18 protein-coding genes are annotated in these 25,075 nt (G+C 61.3%); 6 read left to right on the forward strand and 12 right to left on the reverse strand.

Annotation, left to right across the window (positions count from 1 at the left end):
* Nucleotides 1–45 precede the first annotated feature (45 nt).
* From V9L17_RS03230 to V9L17_RS03240, 3 genes are all read right to left on the reverse strand, one after another.
* Entirely contained in the window at nucleotides 46–2,034 is a 1,989-nt protein-coding gene (locus V9L17_RS03230; protein ID WP_337350451.1) for a penicillin-binding transpeptidase domain-containing protein, read from the reverse strand.
* A gap of 114 nt (nucleotides 2,035–2,148) precedes the next feature.
* Nucleotides 2,149–3,588 (reverse strand): phytoene desaturase family protein, encoded by a 1,440-nt coding sequence (locus tag V9L17_RS03235; protein WP_337350452.1) that lies wholly within the window; start codon nucleotides 3,586–3,588, stop codon nucleotides 2,149–2,151.
* Nucleotides 3,581–5,047, reverse strand: a complete 1,467-nt coding sequence (locus V9L17_RS03240) for a glycosyltransferase family 87 protein (RefSeq protein ID WP_337350453.1) — start codon at nucleotides 5,045–5,047, stop codon at nucleotides 3,581–3,583. The genes V9L17_RS03235 and V9L17_RS03240 overlap by 8 nt, the downstream gene beginning before the upstream one ends.
* Nucleotides 5,048–5,221: 174 nt before the next feature.
* Between V9L17_RS03240 and V9L17_RS21270 the strand changes: the two genes are divergently transcribed.
* Complete coding sequence (locus tag V9L17_RS21270; RefSeq protein ID WP_376044905.1) at nucleotides 5,222–5,299, forward strand: hypothetical protein; 78 nt, start codon at nucleotides 5,222–5,224, stop codon at nucleotides 5,297–5,299.
* Nucleotides 5,300–6,008: 709 nt separating this feature from the next.
* Here the strand turns inward: V9L17_RS21270 and V9L17_RS03250 are convergent.
* Nucleotides 6,009–6,593, reverse strand: a complete 585-nt coding sequence (locus tag V9L17_RS03250) for a histidine phosphatase family protein (RefSeq protein WP_066288602.1) — start codon at nucleotides 6,591–6,593, stop codon at nucleotides 6,009–6,011.
* Entirely contained in the window at nucleotides 6,590–8,098 is a 1,509-nt protein-coding gene (locus V9L17_RS03255; RefSeq protein ID WP_337350454.1) for a CCA tRNA nucleotidyltransferase, read from the reverse strand. Before V9L17_RS03255 ends, V9L17_RS03250 begins: the two co-directional genes overlap by 4 nt.
* A gap of 207 nt (nucleotides 8,099–8,305) precedes the next feature.
* Between V9L17_RS03255 and V9L17_RS03260 the strand changes: the two genes are divergently transcribed.
* The 5 genes from V9L17_RS03260 to trxA all read left to right on the forward strand — a co-directional run bounded on the left by V9L17_RS03260 (nucleotide 8,306) and on the right by trxA (nucleotide 14,277).
* Nucleotides 8,306–8,806, forward strand: a complete 501-nt coding sequence (locus V9L17_RS03260) for an NUDIX hydrolase (RefSeq protein ID WP_376044904.1) — start codon at nucleotides 8,306–8,308, stop codon at nucleotides 8,804–8,806.
* 82 nt (nucleotides 8,807–8,888) lie between these two features.
* Complete coding sequence (gene murJ / locus V9L17_RS03265; RefSeq protein WP_337350455.1) at nucleotides 8,889–11,000, forward strand: murein biosynthesis integral membrane protein MurJ; 2,112 nt, start codon at nucleotides 8,889–8,891, stop codon at nucleotides 10,998–11,000.
* A 174-nt stretch (nucleotides 11,001–11,174) separates the two neighbouring features.
* A complete protein-coding gene (locus tag V9L17_RS03270; protein ID WP_337350456.1) occupies nucleotides 11,175–12,713 on the forward strand; it encodes an ABC transporter substrate-binding protein in 1,539 nt (512 codons plus the stop codon).
* Nucleotides 12,714–12,957: 244 nt separating this feature from the next.
* Nucleotides 12,958–13,914: a thioredoxin-disulfide reductase gene (gene trxB / locus V9L17_RS03275; RefSeq protein ID WP_337345167.1), complete on the forward strand. Its 957-nt coding sequence runs from the start codon at nucleotides 12,958–12,960 to the stop codon at nucleotides 13,912–13,914.
* A 36-nt stretch (nucleotides 13,915–13,950) separates the two neighbouring features.
* Entirely contained in the window at nucleotides 13,951–14,277 is a 327-nt protein-coding gene (trxA, locus tag V9L17_RS03280) for a thioredoxin (protein ID WP_131132027.1), read from the forward strand.
* 5,259 nt (nucleotides 14,278–19,536) lie between these two features.
* On the opposite strand, the gene V9L17_RS03285 is transcribed toward trxA, so the two are convergent.
* The 7 genes from V9L17_RS03285 to rnpA form a co-directional block, all read right to left on the reverse strand.
* Nucleotides 19,537–20,808, reverse strand: coding sequence for a ParB/RepB/Spo0J family partition protein (locus V9L17_RS03285; RefSeq protein WP_337350457.1), 1,272 nt, complete (start codon nucleotides 20,806–20,808; stop codon nucleotides 19,537–19,539).
* Between the two features lie 66 nt (nucleotides 20,809–20,874).
* Nucleotides 20,875–21,942 (reverse strand): ParA family protein, encoded by a 1,068-nt coding sequence (locus V9L17_RS03290; RefSeq protein WP_337345169.1) that lies wholly within the window; start codon nucleotides 21,940–21,942, stop codon nucleotides 20,875–20,877.
* An 89-nt stretch (nucleotides 21,943–22,031) separates the two neighbouring features.
* Nucleotides 22,032–22,682, reverse strand: coding sequence for a 16S rRNA (guanine(527)-N(7))-methyltransferase RsmG (gene rsmG / locus V9L17_RS03295; RefSeq protein WP_337345170.1), 651 nt, complete (start codon nucleotides 22,680–22,682; stop codon nucleotides 22,032–22,034).
* Nucleotides 22,683–22,703: 21 nt separating this feature from the next.
* Nucleotides 22,704–23,267 carry a Jag family protein gene (locus tag V9L17_RS03300; protein WP_337345171.1) on the reverse strand — a complete coding sequence of 188 codons (564 nt, stop codon included), beginning with the start codon at nucleotides 23,265–23,267 and terminating at the stop codon, nucleotides 22,704–22,706.
* Nucleotides 23,267–24,241, reverse strand: coding sequence for a membrane protein insertase YidC (gene yidC, locus V9L17_RS03305; RefSeq protein WP_337350458.1), 975 nt, complete (start codon nucleotides 24,239–24,241; stop codon nucleotides 23,267–23,269). Before yidC ends, V9L17_RS03300 begins: the two co-directional genes overlap by 1 nt.
* A 16-nt stretch (nucleotides 24,242–24,257) precedes the next feature.
* Nucleotides 24,258–24,653, reverse strand: a complete 396-nt coding sequence (yidD, locus tag V9L17_RS03310) for a membrane protein insertion efficiency factor YidD (protein ID WP_337350459.1) — start codon at nucleotides 24,651–24,653, stop codon at nucleotides 24,258–24,260.
* Nucleotides 24,646–25,056, reverse strand: coding sequence for a ribonuclease P protein component (gene rnpA / locus V9L17_RS03315; RefSeq protein WP_337345174.1), 411 nt, complete (start codon nucleotides 25,054–25,056; stop codon nucleotides 24,646–24,648). Before rnpA ends, yidD begins: the two co-directional genes overlap by 8 nt.
* Between the last annotated feature and the right edge of the window lie 19 nt (nucleotides 25,057–25,075).

A 25,075-nucleotide genomic window follows, 5' to 3' on the forward strand; every position in this document is an offset into this window, starting at 1 on the left:
CCAATAATCTTCCCACGCCCCGCGCCGCGGTCCTCGTCGGCCGGGTCAGCCGGCTGCGACGAGGAACTCCTTGAGCAGGGGCCCGGACGTGGTGGCGCCGAGGCCGCCATCCTCCACAAAGACGGCTACGGCGAGGTCACCGTGGACAGCCACGATCCAGGCGTGCGTCTTGGGCGGGTTCTCGTTGCCGAACTCTGCGGTGCCCGTTTTGGCGCCCACGGGCGCGCCCGGAACAGTGGACAGGAAGCCTGCGTGGCCGGAAGTGACCACCGCCCGCATCATGTCGGCGAGGGCTGCGGCCTCAGCGGCCGTGATCGGCTTGTCCGAGGGCTGGGATGGCGCCTCGGGAGTGACGGTCGACGACGGCGCCGCGGCCCCATCGGTAGGCTCACCAGTGGCCTCTGCCGCGGCAGGGCCGGCGTCGGGATTCAGGACAAGCTGCGGGGAGACAGGCGCGCCCTTAGCGACGGAGCCGGCCATGACGGCCGCGGCCAGCGGTGACAGCAGCACCTTGCCCTGGCCGATCATCGAGGCCGCATGTTCGGTGCCCTCAGCCTCACCGGGGACTGAGCCCAGAAAGGCCGCTGCCCCCAGTGACGGCGCTTCCACGGCAACCCCCATAGCCATCGCGGCAGCCTCGAGCTGGGACTGGGACACCTTGTCACGCGCTCCGATGAATGCTGTGTTGCACGAATGGGCGAAGGCATCCCGAAGCGTCACGGATCCCAACGATTCGGCGGGGTAGCCTTCGGCGTTCTTGAAGGTCCGGCCGTCCACAGTGAGGTCGGGAGGGCACTCCACCTTGGAATCCGGGGTGAGTCCATTGCGCAGCATGGCCAGCGAATCGACCATTTTGAAAGTCGATCCGGGGGCGTACTGACCCAGCATGGCGGTGTTGTAGCCGTTGCTCCCGGGACCGGAGGCGGCCGCCAGCACAGCCCCGGTGGAGGGACGCAGTGCCACGATTGCGGACGCCGGACCAACACTGGTGAGCGTGCTCTCCGCCAGCGACTGGAGGGCCGGGTCAAGAGTAGTTTTCAGGGGTGTGCCAGGCGTTGGCGCCACCTCAAAGACGACCCTGCGCGGATCCGTAGCGGCAGTCTGGATCTGCTCGGTGGTGAGGTCGGCCCGCTGGGCCCGGATTACCACGGCGTCGGTGCCGCGCAGCTGGGCGTCGTACTGCTGCTGCAGGCCGCCGATACCAGTCACGTCTCCGGCTGCCAGGGCACCGGCTGAGGCCTCGATCTGTTCAGCCGTGGCTTCGCCGACCGAACCGAGGACTGCACGGGCAAAGGTACGGCTGGGCGCCAAAGGCATGGTGGCAGCAATACCGCGGGCACCGGGGATCTCGGCGATCTGCTGGTCCGTGATAGTACGTCCCTCCTCGCGGAGGGTGATGGCCAGGACAAATGCTTCAGCGCCGGAAGCGGCTACCTGCTGGGCGTAGGCAGCCGGATCGATGCCCACGAGCTGGGCCAGTTTGGTGGCAGATGCAGCCGCATCGGCAGCGCCGAGGCGGGGCTTGTCGATGCCCACATTCACCACGGGCCTATAAGTGACCAGCTTGGCATCGCCGGCACCGAGGATGTCAGCCCGCTGCGGCGATTGCGTGCCTTTGCTGAGGATCTCGCCGTCGGCCAGGTCCGGGACGAGGTCTGCCGGATCCCACACTGCCCGCCACTCGCCGTCGGACTTCTTGAGTTCCGCGGAGACGGTGTATTTCCATTCAGCTGAGGCAATGTTCCATTTGTAGTTCAGGGGGAAAGTGGCGCTGTCACCGTCGAGGGTCAGCTCGCCGGCTTCCACGGTAGGCTTGTCCGGCTCGAGCGACTTGAACACTTCCTTGAGCTGATCATTCACGGCCGCTGAGTCCCGGCCGTCGAAGGCGACCGAGCCGACGTCCAGGGCGGAAACGCCGGAGGCAAGCTGTTTCGCCGCGGCTTCCGCGTCCCCCCGCCCATCGTCGCAGGCGGCCAGAGAGGCGCCGAGAATGATTCCAACTATGGCAAGAGACAGTTTTTTTGAGTTCCCCACGGCGTCATTATGCCCCGTTTTTGGCCATTCCCCTGCGCGACCGAACGTATGACGCCCCGCAGAACACGGTGTGAAGTAGACGTATGCCCCGAGGAAGCTGGAAAAACTTACTGCCTACAGCCCCAAGGGCGGAACGTCCAGACCAAACATGTCTTTCAAGGCATATTTTGCGGCGTAGAAGCCAGGCATGCCCGTTACACCCGGCCCCGGAGGCGTGGATGATGAGCAAAGGTAGACGCCGCGGAGGGGGGTCCGCCAAGGGACCGTGGAAATAACCGGCCTCTGAAGCAGCCCGCGCACGTCCATGAGGCCAGCGCTGAAGTCTCCGCCAATGTAATTCCGGTTGTAGCGGCCGAGCTCCGCTGCGGTGGTTACGTGGGTCTGCATCACCAGGTCGCGGAATCCGGGCGCGAAACGCTCGAGTTGCGCAGTGACCACCTCGCCCATGTCCCGCGTCGATCCGGCGGGGACATGGCAGTAGGCCCAGAGCACGTGGTGGCCGGCGGGCGCGCGGCCGCTGTCGAAGCGCGACGGCTGGGCCACCAGCACGTACGGGTGTTCAGGGTGCCTCCCGGCCGTAACCTCGTTTTCGGCGTGCGCCAGTTCGGCACGGGTACCGCCAACGTGCACTGTGCCGGCATCCGCCAGTTCGGGGGCTGCCCAGGGAACCGGTCCTGACAGGATGTAGTCCACCTTGCAGGAACCGTTCCCGTACCGGAACGACTCCAGCGACCGCCGGTACTTAGCCGGCAGCCCATCCCCAGCGATGTGGAGTAATCCGCGCGGTGCCACGTCCACGAGGGTTGCGCGGGCACCGCCGAGTTCCCGGAGGTCTTCAACCGGACTGTCCGTATGGATCACGCCGCCGTGGGCACGGATGTCATCACCCAGCGCGGCAGCAATCGACGCCGAACCCCCCACTGGAATCGGCCAACCTTGGGCGTGGGCCAGGCCGTTGAGCATCAGCCCGGCACCTGCGGCGGCCAGCGAAGGCAGGTGCGAGACAGCATGGGCCGCTACGCCGCTGAGCAGTGCGGGAGCGAATTCTTCCCTGAACCGCGTATTCCATAGCCGCGTGCCCTGCTCCAACGTGCCCAGCCCGAAGATCACCGCAGCCAATGGATCCTTGGGGATCCGGAGGAGCTGGTGCTGGGTCAGGTCCATCACTCCGTCGATGCGGCTGACAATCGGACCCATCAGCTTCCGGTAGGCCTGACCGTCACGCCCCAGCCCCTGGACTGTTCGCTCCAGTGAATGGTAGGCCAACGCCGCGCGGCCGCCGTCGAGGGGGGATCCGAACGACAATTCAGGAACCACCAGTTCCACCCGGCGGGCCAGCTCAAAAGCGCGGAAAAAAGGTGAGGCCAGGGCCATCGGGTGGACCGCCGAGCAGACATCGTGGAAGTATCCGGGCTGCATCAGCTCTGACGTCCGGGTTCCGCCTCCGATCGTTCCTGCCTCTTCGAAGACCTCAACGTGGAGTCCCGCACGCGCCATCACGGCGGCAGCAGCCAGTCCGTTCGGCCCGGATCCGACGACGGCGACGTCAAGCATGGCTCTTGGCCCGCCAAGGAAGGACGGATTCCGCCGGTTTGAGGATATGGATCCGCAAACGGTCAGGTGCCCCCTCAAAGGGCCCGCCTTGGGGGTCATCCATCTCATGGCGGCGGACGGGATCGTAGCCGGGGTCGTAGATGTCCCACACCACACGGCCCATAAGATATGCCGTTGCGAGCATGTGAGCCGCGACAGCAAGGACGTAATAGGGCATATCGATATTGTGTTGCGAGGAGCCTCCGCTGGTCACCTGTCCGAGGTACATCCAAATGGCAGCCCAGTGGAGGCCCTCAATTCCCTGCCACACGAGGAAGTCACGCCAGCGCGGCCTTGCCAGGGCAAGAAGGGGAATCAGCCAAATCACAAACTGGGGGGAGTAGACCTTGTTGGTCAGGATGAATGCGGCCACTATGAGGAAGGTCAACTGTGCGAGCCGGGGCCGCCTCGAAGCGGTCAGGGCAACTATGGCAATGCCGACGCAGGCCAGGACAAACAGGTTGAGGGCCAGCGCGTTGATGACTTCGGCGTCCAGGACTTTCCAGCGCAGCCTTGTTGCCACCAGGTTGTACGCGAACCAGGGTGAGCTGTAACCGGCCGGCCGATCTTCCGTGAATTGGTAAAAGTACCGCCACCCTGCGGGGTTCATCAGCGCAATCGGTATGTTGACGGCCAGCCATGCCACCAGGGCCGCACCCCCGGTGACCACGAATGTCCGGATCCTTCCGGTCCTTAGCGCCAGGAGCAGGATGGCCCCAAAAATAAGCACCGGGTAGAGCTTGGTGGCTGTTCCCAGGCCGATCAGGACGCCGGCCAGCACCAGCCTCCCCTTCGAAAAACACAGCATGCCCACGGCCAGCAGACCCACGGCCCACATATCCCAGTTGATGGTCCCGGCCAGTACGATCCCAGGCGCCAGCGCCACCATCGCAGCATCCCAAGGACGGCGCCGCGACATCCGTGCGGTTGCGAGTACCGTGACGATCCAGACAGCGGCGATCAGGGTTGCATTGACGTCGAAGTAGCCGAGGATCCTCGCATCGGTGACGCCCTCACCCGGTACAAGCCAGGCAGTGGCACCTGCGATGAGCCCCATCAGGACCGGGTATTCGAACAGGCTCCCTTGGCTGAAGAACGGGAAGGTCCCGTCTCCCAGCCCGCGGTTGCGGAAGAGCTCCGGAAAATCCGAATAGCACGTTGAGTAGAACTGGCTGGGGGACTCCCAACCGTTGGCGCGGCAATAGCCCTTAATGAGGATGCTCACCAGGGCCGCGAGCACCGTCAGGATGATCAGCACGCGCTCCACTGTGAACGCCCCGGGGGAGATCATGCCGGGAGCCGAACGGACACCCATTGGCCCGCCAATGATTTCAGTGAAGTTTCTGAGCAGCAGGTCGCTGCGGCTGGGAACCACCAAGCGAGTGCGTCGCGGGTGTGCCGGCGGTTTGGTCTCCTGCATGCTTTCGAGCTTACCCGTGTGGTTCCAGGCAGCAACGACCCACAGTCTGCAGGAACGCCATTGGACTCGCTTCGCTTAAAGGGGGGAGCCCACGCGTCGCCGCGTGGGCTCCTTGCGGATTGCTGCCGGTATTAGCCATCAGCTCCTCCTGGACGAACGAAGAGGGACTGCGGCATCAGTTCATGCCGCGCATTTGCTGGTGCATCAGTAAGAAAACGTACTCACGATGGCTGTCCAGTAGGTCACCGTTGAATTCACGGGGCCTGTCGCGGACTTGTTGGGGCCTGGAGAACAGTCGCTGGATCTTTTTGATCATGTGTGTCACCTCCTTCCGAGGGTCTTTGGCAGCTTGGCTTGCAGGCTGCGAACTGGATGGTGCAGGCGTGGTGATCGTCATGGTCTCTGGGCTTTCAGCAGGAATTAGGCACAACAAATAGAGCCGTTTATGGTCGCGACAATAAACGCCTGAATTTAGGCAAAGAAATGCCCGGTGCTAATTAATAGAGTTCGCAGAATGCGAAAATGGGGCCCCTGAGGCTGGCGCTGCAGACCCAACAAGAAGCTGGTTCCGAACTATGGGTGCTGCGCAACCGAGGGGTTCCGCCTGGACCAGATGCTGACAACCGGCCACCCTGACGGGGCGGCTAGTAGGTGACTATTGCTCCACTGATGCTCGGCATCAGCAGCAATAGGCTTTAGGAGTCAGTTCGTCGGTCAAGATGGCGCGCATGTGCGACAGGGGCCGGGAACGCGGTGATGGTCATCTTCCATCCGCTAGTCAAAGTAATCATTTCTCCCAACCTCCTTTTCCGCTAAGCCGTTGCACTGACTGACTCGCCAGGCAAACGCGCGCCTTGACCCCGGCGAGACGCTCTGGGGTCAGAAATAAAATTACACTATGAATGCATCAGTTCGCCACTGAATGGGGAAACATTTCAAATTCTTTTGTAACTAAAGCCTTCTAGAGGCCCCAGCGCACAATTGCCGGAGTCTTCTTATCCCAGCCCAATGTGCAGACTTTCGCGGTACCCAATATGAAGTGGCGACCTTCGGTGGGTGCCAATTCGAGCCAGCGGGCGGTAAGGATCCGGGAAAAGTGCCCGTGGGCGACGATCAGCACATTATCCAGGCCTGATTCGAGGACCCTCGCCACGATCTTGTCGGCGCGAGCCGCCACTTCGTCCAGGGTTTCCCCGTTGGGCACCCCGTGCGTCCAGATCAGATAGTCAGGATTGTCCTTGCGGATCAGGTCCGAACTGATTCCTTCATAGTCGCCGTAGTTCCACTCCACGGCGAGGGGCTCGTGCTGCGCGTCCGGGAATCCTGCGAGCTCGGCGGTGCGGCGGGCACGGCGCAGCGGGGAGGTCAGGACCAGGTCGAAGTCCACCTGGTCCAGCACTTTGCGAGCCTCCACGGCCTGCTGCTCGCCCTCCACCGTGAGCGGCAGATCGGTCAGGCCCGTGTACTGGCCGCTCTTGGACCACTCCGTTTCGCCGTGGCGCAGGATCCAAAGCTGAGGCCGGGGGGTCATGGCAGAGATGTTCATTTGGGCTCCTCAGTAGCGGAAAGTTCGACGTCGGCAGGAGACTCATCGGCCTCCGGAACCGGAGGTGCTGCTTCGGGCTGCTGCGCCCACCAGGCGAGCAGCCTGGCCTCGGCATCGTCCGGCTGCAGGGGGCCATGCTCCATGCGTTCCTCCAGGAGGAACTTGTAGGCACGGCCAACGACTGGCCCCGGTTTGAGGCCCAGGATGTCCATGATCCGGGCACCATCGAGGTCGGGGCGCACGGCGTCCAGGGATTCCTGCTCGCGCAGTGCTGCGATGCGGGCCTCAAGGTCGTCGTAGGCGAAGGCGAGGCGCTCGGCTTTGCGCTGGTTGCGGGTGGTGACGTCCGAGCGGGTCAGCCGGTGCAGGCGCTCAAGCAGCGGACCGGCATCCGTGACGTAGCGGCGGACGGCAGAATCGCTCCAGCCGGCATCGCCGTAGCCGTAGAAGCGCATGTGCAGTTCCACCAGGCGGGCCACGGCTTTGATGGTGTCGTTGTCGAAACGCAGTGTCTTCATCCGCTTCGCAGTGAGCTTTGAGCCCACCATGTCGTGGTGGCGGAAGCTGACCGCGCCGCCCGGTTCAAAACGCCGCGTAGCCGGCTTGCCGACGTCGTGCATCAACGCCGCAAACCGCAGCACAAAGTCCGGAGCCGGCACGTCGCCGTCGGCATCGGTTTCAAGGGCAGCTGCTTGTTCCAGGACCTGCAAAGAATGCTGGTAAACGTCCTTATGGCGGTGGTGCTCGTCCGATTCAAGCCGCAGGGCGGAGACTTCGGGCAGCACGTACTCTGCCAGGCCGGTGTCCACCAGGAGGTCCACGCCGGTCCGGGGGTTGGCGCCGCAGATGAGCTTGACCAGCTCATCGCGCACACGTTCGGCGGAGATGATCGTGATCCGCTCGGCCATTTGGCTCATGGCGAGCCGGACGTCGTCATGCACGGAAATCCCCAGCTGGGAGGCAAACCGTGCGGCGCGCATCATGCGGAGGGGATCGTCGGAGAAGGAGGCCTCCGGGGAGCCGGGGGTGGCCAGGACGGAGCCGTGGAGGTCCCGCACGCCGCCGAAAGGGTCAATGAGCTCCAGCGAGGGCAGGCGCAGTGCCATGGCGTTAATAGTGAAGTCGCGGCGCAGCAGGTCATCGGTCAGGGAGGAACCGAACGCCACCACTGGCTTCCGCGACTCCGGATCATAGGCCTCGGCCCGGTAAGTGGTGATCTCGATCTGGAAGCCGGCTTTCCGCATGCCGATGGTTCCGAAGGCGCGGCCAATCTCCCAGTAGTTGTCCGCCCACTTCTTAATGAGGGCCACCGTCTGATCCGGAGTGGCATCGGTAGTGAAGTCCAGGTCCGGAGACGTCCGCCCCAGGAAAAGGTCACGGACCGGGCCACCCACCAACGACAGCTCGTGGCCTGCGTCGACAAACCGCTGGCCGAGCTCCAGGACCACCGGGTCAACCTGGAAATCGACGGTGTGGGATTCAGTCTTGTGATGTACGTGCGCCATAGTTACTTAAGCTTGGCAGAAACCAGAGCGTTGGCAGGCCAAAATCTCGTGAAGATCACGCCTAATCGTTCCGGCGGGGGCAAAGTGCGTCATACGCAGTCCATCCTGATGTCATGTTCCGGTCATCAGGAACGGGCAAGAGTCGTTAGAGTGGACTTCATGGCCCATCCCGTACCGAGCGCTCCCGGCAGGAGGACAAACCCACCGTTGCCATCGGCAATCGGTGCCCATGTCGCGCCCGCCCAGCACTCGGCACCGGCCTCGCTTCCAACTGTGGAGGAAATCAGCGCCGGCGGGGTAGTAGTGGACACTTCCGACGGCGACCTCAAGGTTGCGATCATCGCCCGCCTTAACAGGGGCGGACGGCTCGAATGGTGCCTGCCCAAGGGGCACCCGGAGGGCAAAGAAAACAACGAAGAGGCCGCAGTCCGCGAAATTGCCGAGGAAACAGGCATCGAGGGCGACATCCTGGCGCCGCTGGGCAGCATCGACTACTGGTTCACTGTCAGCGGACATCGCGTGCACAAGACCGTGCACCACTACCTGCTGCGCGCCACCGGCGGCGAACTCACCATCGAGAACGATCCCGACCAGGAAGCCGTGGACGTCGCTTGGGTACCTATCCAGGAACTCGCGCGGAAGCTCTCCTTTCCCAACGAACGGCGCATCGCCGACCTCGCGCGGGAAGTCCTGCCCGAACATCTTTGAGTAGTCCATCGCGCGCGCCCCGCGGCCGCGGCTTCCCGCTGCGTTGCGGCAATATCGGCTTCCGGGTGAGACGATGAAGTCGATGTCCGCTACCAACTTCCCCTCCGACAACGCAGGCAATGCCGGTGAAGCCGAGCCTGCTGCCGTCCAACCCAGCGAAACGCGCTCCAGTGCCATCATGGCCGCCGGTACGCTGATCTCCCGCTTCCTCGGGTTCGGCAAGACCTGGATGCTCGGCATTGCCCTTGGACTCGGGTCCACTGTTAACGACACTTTCATCAACGCGAACAACCTTCCCAACCTGATCTTCCTGCTGGTTGCGGGTGGCGTTTTTAACGCCGTACTGGTGCCCCAGATCATCAAGGCAAGCAAAGCGCCGGACAGGGGAGCGGACTACATCAGCCGGCTGCTGACCCTGGCTGTGCTCCTGCTGCTGGGGCTCACGGCCCTGGTGACCCTTGCAGCCCCATGGGTAATTGAACTGACCACGCAGGGTTACTCGCCACAGCAGAAGTCGCTTGCGGTGGCTTTTGCGTTCTGGTGCCTGCCACAGATCTTCTTCTACGGCCTGTACGCGCTGCTCACCCAGGTCCTTAACGCCAACGGAGCCTTTGGCCCTGCCATGTGGGCACCCATCCTGAACAACCTCGTGGCCGTCGCTGGCCTGGGAATGTTCATTTGGATCTTTGGGGCCAACATTGCCAACCCGCACACGCTGGAAAACTGGGGTTCTTCGCAGACCCTTCTTGTGGCGGGGTTTTCCACCATTGGTGTGGTGGCCCAGACCGCCATCCTGCTGGTGCCGGTATTCCGTCTAAAGCTCAAGCTGCGTCCGCGGTTCGGCTGGCGGGGAGTAGGACTTGGCCAGGCGGCAAAACTCAGCGTGTGGACACTGCTGACGGCCGCCGTCGGGCAGCTCGCCTTCCTGTATGTCATGCGTATCGCCACAATTCCCGGAGCCGAGCGGCTCAGGCTTCAGGCTGCCGGTGATCCGGCTGCCGCCATGCTGCCCGGCAACGCCGTGCTGGAGGTGGCCAGCCAGCTGTACCTGCTGCCGCACTCCATCATTGCCATTTCGCTGGCCACAGTCCTGTTCAACCGGATGACCCGGGCCTCCCAGGACGGCAACCGGGACGAGCTCCGTGATGCCCTTTCCCACGGACTGCGAACCATGGCTGTCGCCACTGTTTTTGGCGCGCTGGCTCTCTTCGCCCTGGCGGGACCGCTGGGCATGTTCTTCTCGGGCGGCCCCCGGCAGGACGGCGTGATGCTGGCCCAGACGCTCACGCTCCTGGCCCTCAGCACGCCCTTTATGAGCGCAAACTTCATGATGTCCCGTGTCTTCTACGCCAATGAAGATGCACGCACACCGTTCTATATTCAGCTCCTGCTGGCCCTTGTCTATGTTGTGGGCGCCTTCGCCATCCAGTTCCTGCCCGTCGGCCAGATCATCTACGCCATCGCCATCCTCTATATGGTGGGCAACATCCTCTCGGTGGTGATCAGCGCCTATTTCCTGCGCCGGCTGCTGGGACACCTCGACGGTCCGCGGATTGCCAATTCGTATATCCGGATGGGGTACGCCGCGCTGGGATCCGCCGTTGCGGGCGCCGGCGCGTTATGGCTGATGGGCAGTTACAGCCCGGACGGCTTTGCCTGGACCAACCAGGCAACCGCACTGGTGACCCTCATCGTCGTCGGACCCATCATGCTGGTGGTCTACGTTTTCCTGCTCAAGATCTTCCATGTCTCGGAGTTGCGCGACCTTCTCCGCCCGCTGCTGGGACGCCTTGGTCGTTCCAAGTCCGCCGCTCCCACTGACTCCGGTCCGGAGACGCCGCCGTCGTCCGGTTCAGGGGAAGCCCACTCCGGAACGGGACGTCCGACGCCGGAACGCGCCACAGTCTCGGTGGACACCGGCCTGATTCCCCGGATTTCCGGCGAGTTTGACGCGGTCTCTTTCCGGGCGGGGCCAGTGCCGGAGCCTTCACGGGACCACGCCCCCCACGCCGTTCCTCCTCCAGCCGACTCCGACGACGGATCCGGCGGTGGATACTTGCCGGCGGAAGACGTCCCCGGCACAGCCAGGCGGGGCCTGCTGCGGGACGAGATCCCGTTGCCCGGCCGGCGGACCTTCCAAGGGCCAGCGGGGCAGAACCCCCACTTCAAGCCGCGACGGCCACGAAAAAAGTGATATAGCCGGGGTTATCAGCTGCCTGTCTCCACCGGCCGCCACAGCCCATCGGCTAGGATCGAAAGTGAACAAGGGTTGTTGCAGTCAAGCGTCAGCCGGCCCGCCGGCAGGCCCTGGAACGGCAGTGGCACCATCCACAAGCCGGCAATTTCCCGGACAGTCTAGGAGGAACACGTGTCCCACCCGATCGATGTTGGATCAGTACTCGGCGGCCGCTACAAGGTCACAGCCACGGTATTGACTTCACACGACCAGGATCTGGTGCTGGACGGGGTGGACCAGGTTCTCAACCGTCCAGTCAGCATTCTGGTCGCCGGCCCGGAAAATACCGAGCAGGTTGCCCAGAGCGCCCGTGAAGTTGCCACCGGTGAACGGCCCGGCACCGTCCAGGTCCTTGATCTTGGTGTCACGGAAGCAGCCACCTACCTGATCACCAATCACACTTCCGCCGCAGACCTGCTGGACCTTGTGGTCGCCTCCAACCCGCCGTACGTAGAGCCGTTTTTCACGGATACGCTCGGAAGTGAAATCTTTGGCCAGGCACGGTCACATGAACCGGAACCGTACGACGACGAAGAGAACGTCGACGCCGGCTACATCAAGTATTCGGATGATCACCCAAGCCAGGTCGACCCTTACCGGGCCAACCAGCCGGTGGTTCCGCCTAAGCCGCCCGCCCGGCCCGCTTCGTCCCCTGCTGCTGGCGCTGCCGCCGGCGTTGCCGCTTCCGGAGCCGCGTCCCAGCATGTCACCTCCCCACAGCCGCTCCAGCCGAACGGCCGGCAGCCCAATGTGCCGGTAGCCGGGGGCTCCGGTTCCGCGGACAGCACCAGCGCGGCCTCACCCAAGGTCTCCCTGTGGAATGAAGAGGACTACAACTACGGTACGGACCAACAGGAAGCCGCCTATGATGAGCCGGCAGCGACCGCCGCGCCCCGCCAGGCGGATCGTTCCTCTGGGAAGTTCCCCGCTTTTGCCCGTTCTGCTGCGCCCGCAGCGGCAGCGACATCCTCCGCCCCCGCAGACGAACCCGAAACCTACTACGACGACGACGACGAGCCCGAGCGCGAGCCCCGCTCCATGCGCTGGCTGGTCGGGGGCCTGCTCGCCGTGGTCCTCATTGCTGGACTCGTCTTCGCTGTGACCAATCTGGGAAGCCTGTTCCGCTCTGATCCACAGGCAAACACCACTGCCACTGGCTCAAACGCGGCTCCTTCGGAATCCGGTCCGGCCAACCCGACCGCGACTTCGACTGCGCCAGCTGCACCTCCCGCCATCGAGGGCATTACCCGCCAGGGTAATTTCGATTTTGCCGCCACCTACGATGTGGACCTGGTGAAAGCGTTTGATGGCAATGCCGCCAGTTACTGGTCTGACATGGAGTTTGCCACTGAGGGATGGGGCGGGCTAGCCCCTGACGGTGTGCCGCTGTTCATTAAGCTGAAGAGCCCGGCCACTGTTTCTTCTATCACGCTGACCCAGCTGGGAGCATCCGGCGGTAACATCAGCGTGTTCACGAACGACCGGCCATCATTGGATGGCGCCAAGCAGGTGGGGACCAACAGCTTCACCTCCACTGATCTGACCATGCCCCTCGCTGAACCTGTTGACGCCCAGTACGTCATTGTGTCCATCAAGTCTTTGCCCAAGCTGGCTGCGCCTAAGACGCGATATGGCTACGGCATCCGTCTTGCCGAAATCAAAATCCAATAGTTCACGCGTTCTTGTCGTTGCAGTCGAGCCGCGCCAGTTCCCCTTCACTCTTGGGGTAACAGGCGCGGCTCTGCTGTCTGCAGACGGTAATCTGGTATGGCGTCGTTGTTGAGGTGACTTTGCACCGTTACCGGATGGTTCCTTCGTTTACCGGCGCCCGGAATATTCAGCAATGCGATTCAGTTGTGCCATGTGGCCACCTCCACGGGGTGGCGCATCAATTAAGGAAGAGGTTCACCGTTCAGTGAGCAACGCAGAAAACACCGCGTCCGAAGTACGTGATGTCATCATCGTCGGCTCGGGCCCGGCTGGTTACACGGCCGCCGTCTACACGGCGCGTGCCAACCTCAAGCCCTTGCTTCTGGCGGGCTCCGTCACCGCTGGCGGAGAACTGATGAACACTACCGACGTAGAGAACTATCCGGGCTTCCCCGAGGGCATCATGGGCCCGGACCTCATGGAGAACTTCGAGAAGCAGGCGGCGCGGTTCGGTACGGAGATCCAGTTCGAGGATGTCACCGCACTGCAGCTTGAGGGCGACGTCAAGACCGTCACGATCGCCACGGGTGAAACATTCCAGGCACGCGCAATTATTCTGTCGACGGGATCCGCCTACCGTGAATTGGGACTACCCAACGAGAAGCGCCTTTCCGGCCACGGCGTCAGCTGGTGTGCAACCTGCGACGGTTTCTTTTTCAAGGACCAGGACATTGCAGTCATCGGCGGGGGAGACTCCGCCATGGAGGAAGCGCTGTTCCTGACCAAGTTCGCAAAGTCTGTCACAGTAGTCCATCGCCGCGATTCGTTGAAGGCTTCGAAGATCATGGCTGACCGCGCGCTGGCCCACGAAAAGATCAGTTTCATCTGGAACAGCACCGTGGACGACGTCATTGGCGAGAACAAGGTAACGGGACTGAAAATCAAGAACCTCCTGGACGGGTCCGTTTCCGACCTCGCTGTCACCGGGGTCTTCGTTGCAATCGGCAACGACCCCCGCACTGAGCTCGTGAAGGACACTTTGGATATCACGCCCGCCGGCACCATCGCCGTCGAGGGCCGCAGCTCCAAAACCAGCATCCCCGGCGTCTTTGCCGCCGGAGACGTTGTGGACCCCACCTACCGTCAGGCCATCACGGCTTCCGGTTCGGGCTGTGTGGCAGCCATTGATGTAGAGCACTACCTCGCAGACCTTCACGCCTAATTCGCGTATCCACCCTTTGAAGAGAGAGAAAAGGTTATGAGCAACGCAAAAGACGTAACTGATGCAAGTTTCGGCACGGATGTCCTGTCAGCGGACAAGCCGGTCATTGTGGACTTCTGGGCGGAGTGGTGTGGCCCTTGCCGCAAACTGGGCCCCATCCTCGATGAGATCTCCGTGGAGTACAGCGAGAAAGTGAACGTCGTCAAGGTCAACGTTGACGACAACCCGGCCATCGCTGCTGAGTATGGCATCACATCCATTCCCGCCGTTTACCTGTTCCAGGATGGGCAGGTCAAGAACACGGTGATTGGCGCCAAGCCAAAGCAGTTCTTTGAGAAGGAATTCGCGGACGTTCTGTCCTAAGGGTTCTCGCTGGAACTGGGCTCATCGCTCAGCCGCCAACCGGATGGCCACCGCTTCCAAGCGGTGGCCATCCTCTTTTAAGCGGCTGAAGTTACTGAGGTCCACCACTTATGCCGCGATCTGCTGGGTTATGTGTCCATTTTTGGTTTAATTCGTATCGCGTTTGTTCTCCCAGCCGTCCTGAGTGTCATTTTCTGGACTTGCCTGCAACTGGGGGAGCGCTGGGCAAACTTGGTGAAGTTCGACTTGTGTAGGCACGGCTCCGCCCACGTGTTTCACGTGAAACATTGCGTGGCCTTGAAGCGGCAATGGATGGACTTCGTGCGGCCTGACTGGACGGCGCCCATTCAGGTCTGACATCCCGAGGGAACGCCGAGCAGACCAGCGCTCGATGAGCATCAGCTAAGGAAGCCGGTGCCTGTCATGGGGCCGGAACTCTCCTGGATCGCGAGATGTAACTCAAAGCGACACCTCGTCATTCCCATCGGATGAGCATAAGGTGCCATAAGCGTTTGGGAGGCTCACAGCTCTGGTGAATCAGTTCCTTGGGGCTGAGCTAAAGAATGGCCTGCCGCCGCACTTCCATCACGAGTCGGTACTTTGACTTCATAGTGCCCGGGTGGGTTCCTCGCGGTGCTCTGCGGCATTTTCCGAGTTCATCCAAGGCTGAAAAGCGCTTGTGGTTTCCCGTGGATGACCGATTCACGCACCTCCTCGGAGGTCCCTGCCAGTCGGCGTAATAGCGTGTTTCACGTGAAACATAGCGAGTCATCCCTCCTACATACAGCGGCCCACAATTGGACGAGCACATGATCCGCCGGTGCACATCCAGTGCAACATTCCCTTGAATTCTGGCTGCGCGACACTCGCCAGAGAATGGAAGATCGCCAAGGACCGATGACAACAACCGGATACGGCTAACATCCAAGGCGGCGTAAGAACCAAACTGTCCTCTTCGACAGTTGCACACCCCTGTCTCTCTGCAAGTCGTTATTACTGTTACGGTCGGTTGCTTGCCGCAAAGTGCGGTGGCAAAGACCGGCTCTGCCGCTCGGGACAGGGGACTTGGGCCCTCGGGATAGGGGCCGAGTCGGAACGTCGATTTGCAGCAACGGGCGCGTCCAGGGTTCCTGAAACACCCGCCATAACGCTATCGTCCCCGGAGTCCACGACTACAGATTCACTAGTGCGCAGCCCAGGGCAACTCATGGCGCAGTCGCCGAGGTTTCTGAATCTGGCTGATCCCCATCGATTCATCCTGTCTCTTGAGCCCACCACCTGAGCATCTGGCGCAAACTCTGGGCGACTACAGAATAGCCCTACTTAATCTGGCATCAGCTCAGCCAGGCAAGCCAGCCCGATTCTAGAAAGCTACATTCGGGCGTATCGCCACTGTGGACGGGGAGGAGGACCTATCCACTGCGCGAGACAGGCCACCACGTCCGCCGGCACCAGCAATCGAAGGCACGTGTTCGGCCGCCCGGCAGTACGCCGCACGGCTTGTCCACCTGCGAGTTTTCGTAGAGGCTCAGCGACCCAATGGACAACGCGTCGGGTATTCTGTCCGCCTCTGCTCAGCTCATCATGTCCTTGGAACCAGAACACCAGGACACCAGGACAAAGCCACCGGGGCCATGACGCCTCCCTGGCTGTTTCACGTGAAACAGGACTCAAGCAGTGGCAGCCGCCAACGGTGGCGGTACTACGATCGACTCTTGCTTGGCTACATCCATTTATCCCATCAACTCGCAATTGGCTTCGTCGGCTGGCTTCATCGGCAATGTCGGCTTGCAAGTGCGTTGACACTACTTCGCATAGCCCTAGCCCTGCACTTTGCCGAACCCAGCGCCCGGGGCAGTCGGCACTACGCGGGCTCCCGGACAGAGCAGACAGCCTTCCGGTACGCCCTTCGGCCTTGGCTGCCGGTATGACTCTTCGGCCTAGGGCTGCTGCCCCGGCGCATCAGTGCATGCGACCTGCAGCCCGGCTCGGAGCTTACGGGAGCCCTTTGGCTGCTGTTGGCGCCACGAGCGTGGCCCGGACGCACGCAATGTTTCACGTGAAACACCCTAGCCGTCCTTGGCCGTAAGGAACCGAAAGCGCGAGGCACACATGACGGAGAAAGCAGTCGCTTCGACGGCAAGACCCCCAGACACGCACCTGCCGAAATTGGCGCCGCCTAACCCACTCGCACCTTAGGTACTAAAAGGGGCAGTGCTAGTCCTCTGAGTGCCGCACATCCCAAACGTCATGGAAGTGTCCGGCATCAGCCGGCGAGTGTTAGACGCCGTTATGCCGTAAAACAGCCACGGCTCAGAGGTACGCAAGGCACCACGCCACAGGTCCCGTCGCGCGGGTGACATCACGTACCGGTCCAATCTTCAACCATGCACGGCCTTCCGTCGGTCGGTCAATCAGTAGCGAACTCGTCTTACTAGACGATCGGGCCCTGGTTGCGCGGATAACCTAAGGCAACAACCCGCCACTGTCGAACCCATGTTGAGGCACTCGAAGGGGAAAGCCGCGCCAAGCATGCCGTGATCCATTCCATGGCAGTGACCAATTCTTGAACCCGCGCCTCACCTACCGTTCCGCCAACGGAACAAAGCACTGACTTTGAACCGGTTAGGCTGGTGGCTCCACCTCGGTGGAAGGCCAGTTTGTCAACAGGCTGCATGCTTATCCCCAGAAGTTATCCACATCATTATCCACAGGCCTATGCACAAGGTGATTTTTGAGAAATTAATCACAGGAACGCAGGACTGCCATTCCTTGTCTGGCGCCGACATGGGCTGGCGGAAGTCCCCTTCAGCAGAACCCCCATTGCCCCCACTTCTGCGCTACTATTGGGGCCCTTCAAGCCGGAAAATCAGCTCCAGTGAGCGAATATCCCGGTATTTCCGCCCGAGCCGAGACAACCTAGTGTGTTTCACGTGAAACAGGCGGCCGTCCAGTGAGTAGGGACCAGCCAAAGAGAACCCAGAAAACAAATGGGGCGTCGACACCGAAGGGGCTCGAGGTATGTCCGGCCGTCTTCTATCCACAAAGTTATCCACAGCGTTATCCACTGCCCAATACACAGGTCGTCCCCAAACTACGTCGACCCAAGCCTCTCGTCTAAGGCGTCTGCCAGGCCTTCAGGGAACCAACGCCCAACTCCCCACCGGTAGCATTCATAGTTCTTTTCCGTCCGGACACATGGAGTGGACAGCTCACCGACTACCTCCTGTAGTCAAAGACCGCTCCGCGCCCCACCTGGGACAGGCCGGCTGGAATCGGACGAATACGTCCATCCTCCAGCCTTGTGCTGTCACGCGCTCCAGGGCCGCCAGTCCGTAGCCAACTCCTCCTCCTCCAAGCGGCAGTCCCTCAATTCCTTCGTAGGGTCGCTCCGTCGGTCGTTGAGATCAGCTGTCAATTGGCGGTTCAAATCCTGCACCACGCTCGCCCGACGCAATAGTTGTCGGGGTACTGAATCCTGCCTGCTGATTGGCCCCGCCCCATGTCGCGACGGAACGCCACGGGATCCGTAGTGAACCGACGAGGGCGCTCTAGGAGGGGGAGTGCCGATCAGCTCCCACCCCGAGGCCATGTCTTCCCCTGCATTTGCAGCGGGCAAGAATCGTTCGTCTTTAAGGTTTTTGGTCCCGGACTGCCGGACCGATCGCCCATTGCGGAGGACCGAGTCTCCAAGATCGACAATGCGATGAGATAGGGCCTGGCAGATCGGCGATGAGCTGGCATGGCTGGTCCGATAAAGCCGCCGGGTGGGGACTGTCAGCCTGGCGTGCGCTCTCCACATGAGATGTCCGTTCCGAAGCCTGCAAAGTGGCACGGTCGGGTTCATCGGGACGAAAGCTGGTGAATAGCTCAACAGGAGATTGTCCTCTGCATACCGTGGTTCAGTACGATCCAAGGCAAGGACCGAACCTAGCCTGCCCAGACCCCCCGAAGACGAATCATTTGGGCAGCAAGGTGTCCGACGTCAGAAAATGGTGGCCATGGGCTCCGACGCTCTGTATGTTGCCAGCTCAGCCTCTTCCCACGATGACGGTCCCATGAGGGGCGTAGCGAACGTGAGGCCCGTAGCACGGCTGTTGGGCCGCCCAATGAGGTGGACCTTCATATCGCCCCCACTGTGGCCCCGGGCCGCCTCCGGGACGCAGATGCGCCCTGGATGGTACGGGTAGTGATGGATCTGGGGGCCTTCAGAGACGGGCAAAGCAGACGCAGTGCCACAATGAGCGGGTATGAGTTCACTGCCCGTCCGGACCTGTGAACTTTCCGGCTGGAGTAGTCCTGTTTCACGTGAAACAATCCGCCGAAATAAGATTCCCTCAGGAAGGCCAAGGCAATCATCTGCCGCTCACGGAAGGAATGCGCATGCTTCGGCAGCGGCCCGGATACTTCTAATAGTTCTATGTTCGGACCTAGCTTATTGACGTACCGTTGCAAGCTTTGACGCCTGAGCCGGCATCCTGGGCCGAGGCAACGCATGCACTCCAATGTGCCCAGATTCTAAGTAGCCGCCAGGCTAGACGTACCTAACATCGGGGATTTCCGGTATCGGGGAGCAAGTTTCCGCCCTAGTCTCTGCATCGAAGCCGTGTCGTTTCACGTGAAACGACAGGGGGGGCACTGTGGCTCGTTCTGCTCCCACGGTGCAATGCGCTGGACGAACGGTCGCAGAGATCAGGTTCCACGACATGAGAACCTTGTGTCCCAGAAGGAGCCGCGACCGTAAAGGACACAGAGAGTCCCAGCAATAGCGCCACCAAGTTGGAAGCCATGCTAGAAAGACTCTTGTCACGTCCGGATTCGATGAACTCCGGGCTCGCTACCGGGAATGTATCCGAATAGCCTCGAAAGCTTCCCGTTTTGTTCGCCGTAATAGGTCAAAGAGTCACATAGAAGACAAACCTCAAAGCGGTCCTGGAACTCCAACAGAAGAAGCCCGAACGTTGTGGCGATCGCGCCTCAGTGAACGGACGGAACGCTGAACAGGAACCAACACATGCCGCGGGACTCAAAAATGCAACCTATAAGTTTCAACTCAGCGAGTCCCGGGAGGCGTCCTGTCTCACCCCGACGGCTGGCCCTGGTCCCGACCAAGCACGGGGAGTGCAGCGGCCTGGATATGGTGCCCAAGAAGTCACTAATGACATGGTGCTCCCCACAACGAATTGCGCAGCCACTCGTGGAAACGAAGACAAAGAAGGGGCCTGTTTCACGTGAAACAGGCCCCCGCATGCGTATCTTTTAGTTGTCCTGGCCCGGAGCCAAGACTTCCATGATCCTGTTTAGGTCCTCAACGCTTGCAAATTCGATGCTGACGCGTCCTTTGCGCACTCCAAGCGAAATCTTGACGTTTGTATCCAGGCGGTCTGAGAGGGAAGAAGCCAGGTAATCAAGCCGTTCGTGGCGCGCGCCAGGGCGCGGAATGTTGTTCTTGGCTGGCTTCGCCGGGTCCTGGTAAAGAGTGACCGCTTCCTCCGTAGCACGCACGGACATACCTTCGGCCACGATCTTCTGCGCCAGGCGTTCCATCGCTGCAGCATCGGGAAGAGCCAGCAGGGCCCGCGCGTGGCCCGCCGATAGAACACTTGCCGCCACACGCCGCTGGACCAGTGGTGGCAGTTTTAGGAGGCGGAGCGTATTGGAGACCTGCGGCCGGGACCGTCCGATCCGGTCTGCAAGCTGTTCATGAGTGGTGCCAAAATCTTCAAGAAGCTGCTGGTAGGCCGCAGCCTCTTCCAGTGGGTTGAGCTGGCTGCGGTGCAAGTTCTCGAGCAGCGCATCACGGAGAAGGTCGTCATCTGTGGTGTCACGGACAATCGCGGGGATGGTTTCCAGGCCTGCGGCTTGGACAGCCCTCCACCGGCGCTCACCCATCACCAACTCATATGGTTCACCACCGGATTCGGTTGATGTGCGCACCACAATTGGCTGGAGGACGCCTATTTCGCGGACTGAGTGAATCAGCTCCGCCATGTCATCTTCATCGAAGACGGAACGCGGCTGTTTCCGGTTCGGGTGGATGTCACCCACGGGAATTTCAGCGAACCGCGCTCCGGGCACTTCCACCAAGTCAACACCGTTGTCGATCTGCTGGGTGTCCTCGGAAATGGCAGCTGATGTCCCCGCGGGGGCCTCGTCCTCGGCAAGCTTGGGGGAGCTGGTCTTCGCGGCGGCTGTCCGCTGCTTCGACGGTTCCTTCGCAGCTGCCGGCTTAGCCTCAACTTTAGGCGTAGCTCGCGGCGCCGTCTTGGGCGCGGCCGATTTCCTGGCCGTGGGCGTGGCATCAGTTTCAGCCTGTGCATCACCAGCCGCGGGTTCGGCTACGCCGGGCGTCCTGTCAGACGGCGTACGGTCGGCATCATCCTCAACCGAGGTGACTTTCTTGCGGCCTTCAGGAAAGAAGAGATCCACTGGCCGGGACGCTGCAGCCCCGTTACCCGACGCACTGCCAGAGGCGGAACTTGGAATGAGTGCGCCAAGACCGCGGCCTAAGCCCCGTCGCTTTTCGCTCATGGATAAATCCCTCCAGTGGTAGAGCCTGACAAAGCCCGGCTCCGGTTGTTGCAGTTTTCGAAGATTCTAGCGTTCAGCAATTTCAGCTGCGGCTTCCAGGTAAGACAGGGCTCCACTGGAGGAAGGATCGTAAGTCATCACGGTCTGCTGGTAGCTTGGCGCTTCCGATATCCGGACGGAGCGTGGAACCACCGCACCCAATACCTGGTCCGGGAAGTGCTGGCGAACTTCTGCAGCTACCTGCGCCGCCAGGTTAGTCCGGCCGTCGTACATGGTCAGAAGAATTGTGGAGACTTCCAGGTCAGCGTTCAGGTGCTTCTGGATCATCTCGATGTTCTTGAGCAACTGGCTCAGGCCCTCGAGGGCGTAGTACTCACACTGGATAGGGATCAGTACTTCGCCAGCGGCGCAGAAGGCATTGACTGTGAGCAGCCCCAAGCTGGGCGGGCAGTCAATGAAAATGTAGTCCAGTCGTTCTTCGCCGTTCTTGGCTCGGGCCTTGGCATAAACATCAATGGCCCGGCGGAGCCGCTGTTCGCGGGCCACAAGGGAGACGAGTTCGATCTCCGCGCCGGCGAGATGAATGGTGGCGGGTGCACAGATCAGGTTGCTGATATCAGGGCAAGGCGCCACAACGTCGGCGAGCGGGAAATCGTTGATGAGGACGTCATAGATACTGTCCACATCGGCATGGTGCTCGACGCCCAGTGCTGTAGAAGCATTGCCCTGGGGATCGATGTCAATGACCAGGACGTTTAAGCCGGCCGCTGCCAGGGCTGCTGCGATGTTTACGGTAGTGGTGGTCTTGCCAACACCACCCTTTTGGTTCGAGACCGTGAAGATCCGAGTCTTCTCGGGTTTGGGCAACTCCCTGCCCAGGAGGCGTTCCCTGCGCTTGGTCTCATGGGCAAGTTCACGGGCGATCGGGCTGGAATCGTCCATCGAGTCAAAAACATTGGTTTTACCGGAAGTGGTTGTTTCACGTGAAACAGCGGCCATCGTTGCAAGTTCAGCAACCGGATTCGGGTGAATTCCGCCCCGTCCTGGTGCGTATCCCGGCCCAGCAACTGATCGTGCTGACCCCAAAGACACAAACGGGGGAATCCGTTGTGTGGAGGCTTCGCTACTGGTCACTGGGACACACTCACTCTCGTTCAGCTTTTTGCTGCCGTTGTCTAGCCTAACCGCTTCGCCCTGTAGACCAAGGTTACCGGGGCCCGGCGCTAGGCAATCTTTTGGGACTTATTTACAACGATGCGGACCACGGTGGTGGGCTCCTCCAGGAGATGCTCACCCACCGTGACCACGGACGTCTGGACGCCACCGAGTTTCCTGATGACCTTGGCGGCTTTTTCAATTTCCTCGCCCGCGCTGCGGCCCTTGATAGCCACAACCTCACCCTTGCCGCCAAGCAGGGGAATAGTGAGTCCAGCCAGGTTACTCAGTGCTGACACCGCACGGGCGGTCACCACATCGGCATTCACATGCCCCACGGCGAGCTCCGCCCGCGTTCGCATGACCGTCACGTTAGCCAAGCCAAGGTCATCCACCACTTCCTGGAGCCAGATCACCCTGCGCTCGAGAGGCTCAATCAGGGTCAGTTCCAGGTCCGGACGGGCGATGGCGAGGCACAGTCCGGGGAGGCCTGCACCGCTTCCAACGTCGGCAACATGGCTCCCGTGGGCGATCTCGCTTTCGATGACTGCGCAGTTCAGGACGTGCCGACTCCACAGCCGCGGGATCTCACGCGGGCCGATGAGCCCACGCTCCGTTCCAGAGGTAGCCAGGTGCTCAACGTATCGCTTAGCGAGGTCCAGCCGGTCGCCGAAGATCTTCTCTGCGGCCAGCAGTTCAGCTGCCGTGATATCAACCATGATTAGCTGTTCAGCAATTCTCTAGTCAGCGGATACAACGATGTGGCGGCCAGCGCCTTCACCTTCGGATTCACTGACCAGACCAAGGTCAGCTACGGCGTCGTGGACGATTTTGCGTTCGTAGGCGCTCATCGGCTCGAGGGCCACGGCTTTGCCGGTCTCCTTGACCGAAGCGGCGGCATCCTCAGCGATTTTCTGAAGGTGTCCGGCACGCTGCTGGCGGTAACCATTGATGTCCAGCACCAGGCGCGAACGGTTCTCGGTGGCAGACAGGACAGAAAGGCGGGTCAGTTCCTGCAGCGCTTCCAAGACCTCCCCGTCTTCGCCCACGAGGCTGTCCAGGCTGTCCGATTCCTCTTCGGCCACGATGGAGATGTAGGTTCGGCCGTTGCGGACCTCAATGTCAATGTCGCCATCGATGTCAGCGATATCCAGAAGTTCTTCGAGGTAGTCGGCAGCAACATCGCCCTCTTCCTCCAGGCGGCTGGCCGTTGAGCCCTTCGTGGAAGTGGCATCACTCACGGACTCGTCGCGGTCTTCGGTGACCTCGTCGGAAAGGGCGTGTTCGGTGCTCTCGGCTGACATTACTTCTTCTTCCTGTTCTTGCGTTGTGGCTGAATGCGCTGACCCTTGGCCTCGATGATTGCAGCGGCAGCGGCGGCCTCTGCTTCGGCGTCGGCCTTCTTCCCGCCCAGGATGGGCAGGGCCGGCAGGCCCTTGGCCGCACGGCGCTCGGCCAGTGCCTTGGCGGCAGGGGATCCCGGCGTCGGCATCCGTCGGATGACAAAGAACTGCTGTGCCATGGTCCACAGGTTGGTGGTGGTCCAGTAAATCAGCACACCGATGGGGAAGTTGATGCCGCCCACGCCGAACACGATCGGCAGGATGTACAGCATCATTTTCTGCTGGCGCATGAACGGGCTGGCCATGGCTTCTTCAGACATGTTCTTGGCCATGATCTGCTTCTGCGTGATGAACTGCGAGGCCGTCATGGCCAGGATCATCACTATCGACAGGACATAAACGGCAACTACGTTGCCCTCGGGGTTGTGCAGCAGCGTAGCTGACAGCGGCGCTCCGAAGATGGTGGAGTCATCAAACTGCAACACCTGTTCGTGGCTCATCGCGCCGATGCTCTTGCCCTGGTCACGGGCCGTGCTGATGCCGGAGAGAACCTGGAACAGCGCGAAGAAGAACGGCATCTGAATCAGCATGGGCAAGCAGGCGGAGAACGGGTTGGTGCCGTGCTTCTTGTACATGGCCATCTGTTCCTGCGCCATTGCCTGGCGGGAGAGCTGGTCGGTCTTGCCCTTGTACTTGTCCTGGAGTTTCTTCAGGTCCGGCTGCAGCAGCTGCATACCGCGCTGGGCTTTAATCTGCTTGACGAACACCGGGATCAAAGCGGCACGGATCACCAGCACCAGGCCGATGATGGAGAGCGTCCATGTCCAGCCGGAGGCCTCCGGCATGCCGATGGAACTCAGGCCCTCATGGAAACCCACCATGATGATGGACACAAGCCACTTGAACGGAAACATGATTGTTTCAAAGAAGTCCATACGATATCCCTATTCGTCAGGCCGCAAGGCGGCCTTCTCCATCAGTCTGAGCAGCCAGGTACTTGTCCGGGTTGTTCAGCACAACAATTGTGGGGGTCCGGTTTTCAGGCCATTCCCGGTGGCCGGCGGGGACATGGTCCACGCCGCCGGCATTCCAAGGGTGGCAGCGGGCGAGGCGCCGGACGGCAAGCCAACTCCCTTTGACTGCACCATGGACAGTGATTGCTTCAAGGGCGTATGCCGAGCAAGAAGGGAAGAAGCGGCAAACCTGGCCGTACAAGGGGGAAATCACCTTGCGATAGGCCTTGAGCAGCAGAATGAGGATGTTTCGGGGCAGGTTCCAGATGACCTTGCCCAGGATGACGGCAACAGGCTGCAGGAAATGGACGACGGCGGCAGTCACGTTATGCACGCTGTGTCCCTTCCTGTGTTGTACCGGTAGAACCGTTAACAGCAGCCCGCGGAAGGCGGCTGCCCAACCGGCTCACCGTCGATTCCAGCGCGGCGTTGTAGTCCGCCAACAACTGATCCCAGCTGGCGGCCGCGGACGCAGGCAGAGCCCGGACCACTATGGCGAACCCGGTACCGTACTCGCGTAGCGAGGCAGCACCGGCTTCCCTCAGTCTCCTCTTAACGAGGTTCCTGACCACAGCGTTCCCGACACCTTTGGAAACGATAAACCCGATCCGGCTGGGTTCGTCGGCAGCGATAGCTGCCGTATATAACACTACGTTCCGGCGCCCATTGCGGACACCGGAACGTACGGTTGTTGAAAAATCGGATGCAGTCCTCAAACGGTTACGGGTGGCCAGCACCTTAAACTCGCAAAGAAAT

The sequence above is a fragment of the Pseudarthrobacter sp. CCNWLW207 genome (assembly GCF_037203945.1).
Lineage (GTDB): Bacteria > Actinomycetota > Actinomycetes > Actinomycetales > Micrococcaceae > Arthrobacter.

What these genes read in the sequence shown, in the direction of transcription:
- V9L17_RS03235 (WP_337350452.1), bottom strand. Translation starts at nt 3,588, where the DNA reads ATGCTTGACGTCGCCGTCGTCGGATCCGGGCCGAACGGACTGGCTGCT.
- V9L17_RS03240 (WP_337350453.1), bottom strand. Translation starts at nt 5,047, where the DNA reads ATGCAGGAGACCAAACCGCCGGCACACCCGCGACGCACTCGCTTGGTG.
- V9L17_RS03250 (WP_066288602.1), bottom strand. Translation starts at nt 6,593, where the DNA reads ATGAACATCTCTGCCATGACCCCCCGGCCTCAGCTTTGGATCCTGCGC.
- V9L17_RS03255 (WP_337350454.1), bottom strand. Translation starts at nt 8,098, where the DNA reads ATGGCGCACGTACATCACAAGACTGAATCCCACACCGTCGATTTCCAG.
- murJ (WP_337350455.1), top strand. Translation starts at nt 8,889, where the DNA reads ATGTCCGCTACCAACTTCCCCTCCGACAACGCAGGCAATGCCGGTGAA.
- trxA (WP_131132027.1), top strand. Translation starts at nt 13,951, where the DNA reads ATGAGCAACGCAAAAGACGTAACTGATGCAAGTTTCGGCACGGATGTC.
- V9L17_RS03285 (WP_337350457.1), bottom strand. Translation starts at nt 20,808, where the DNA reads ATGAGCGAAAAGCGACGGGGCTTAGGCCGCGGTCTTGGCGCACTCATT.
- rsmG (WP_337345170.1), bottom strand. Translation starts at nt 22,682, where the DNA reads ATGGTTGATATCACGGCAGCTGAACTGCTGGCCGCAGAGAAGATCTTC.
- V9L17_RS03300 (WP_337345171.1), bottom strand. Translation starts at nt 23,267, where the DNA reads ATGTCAGCCGAGAGCACCGAACACGCCCTTTCCGACGAGGTCACCGAA.
- yidC (WP_337350458.1), bottom strand. Translation starts at nt 24,241, where the DNA reads ATGGACTTCTTTGAAACAATCATGTTTCCGTTCAAGTGGCTTGTGTCC.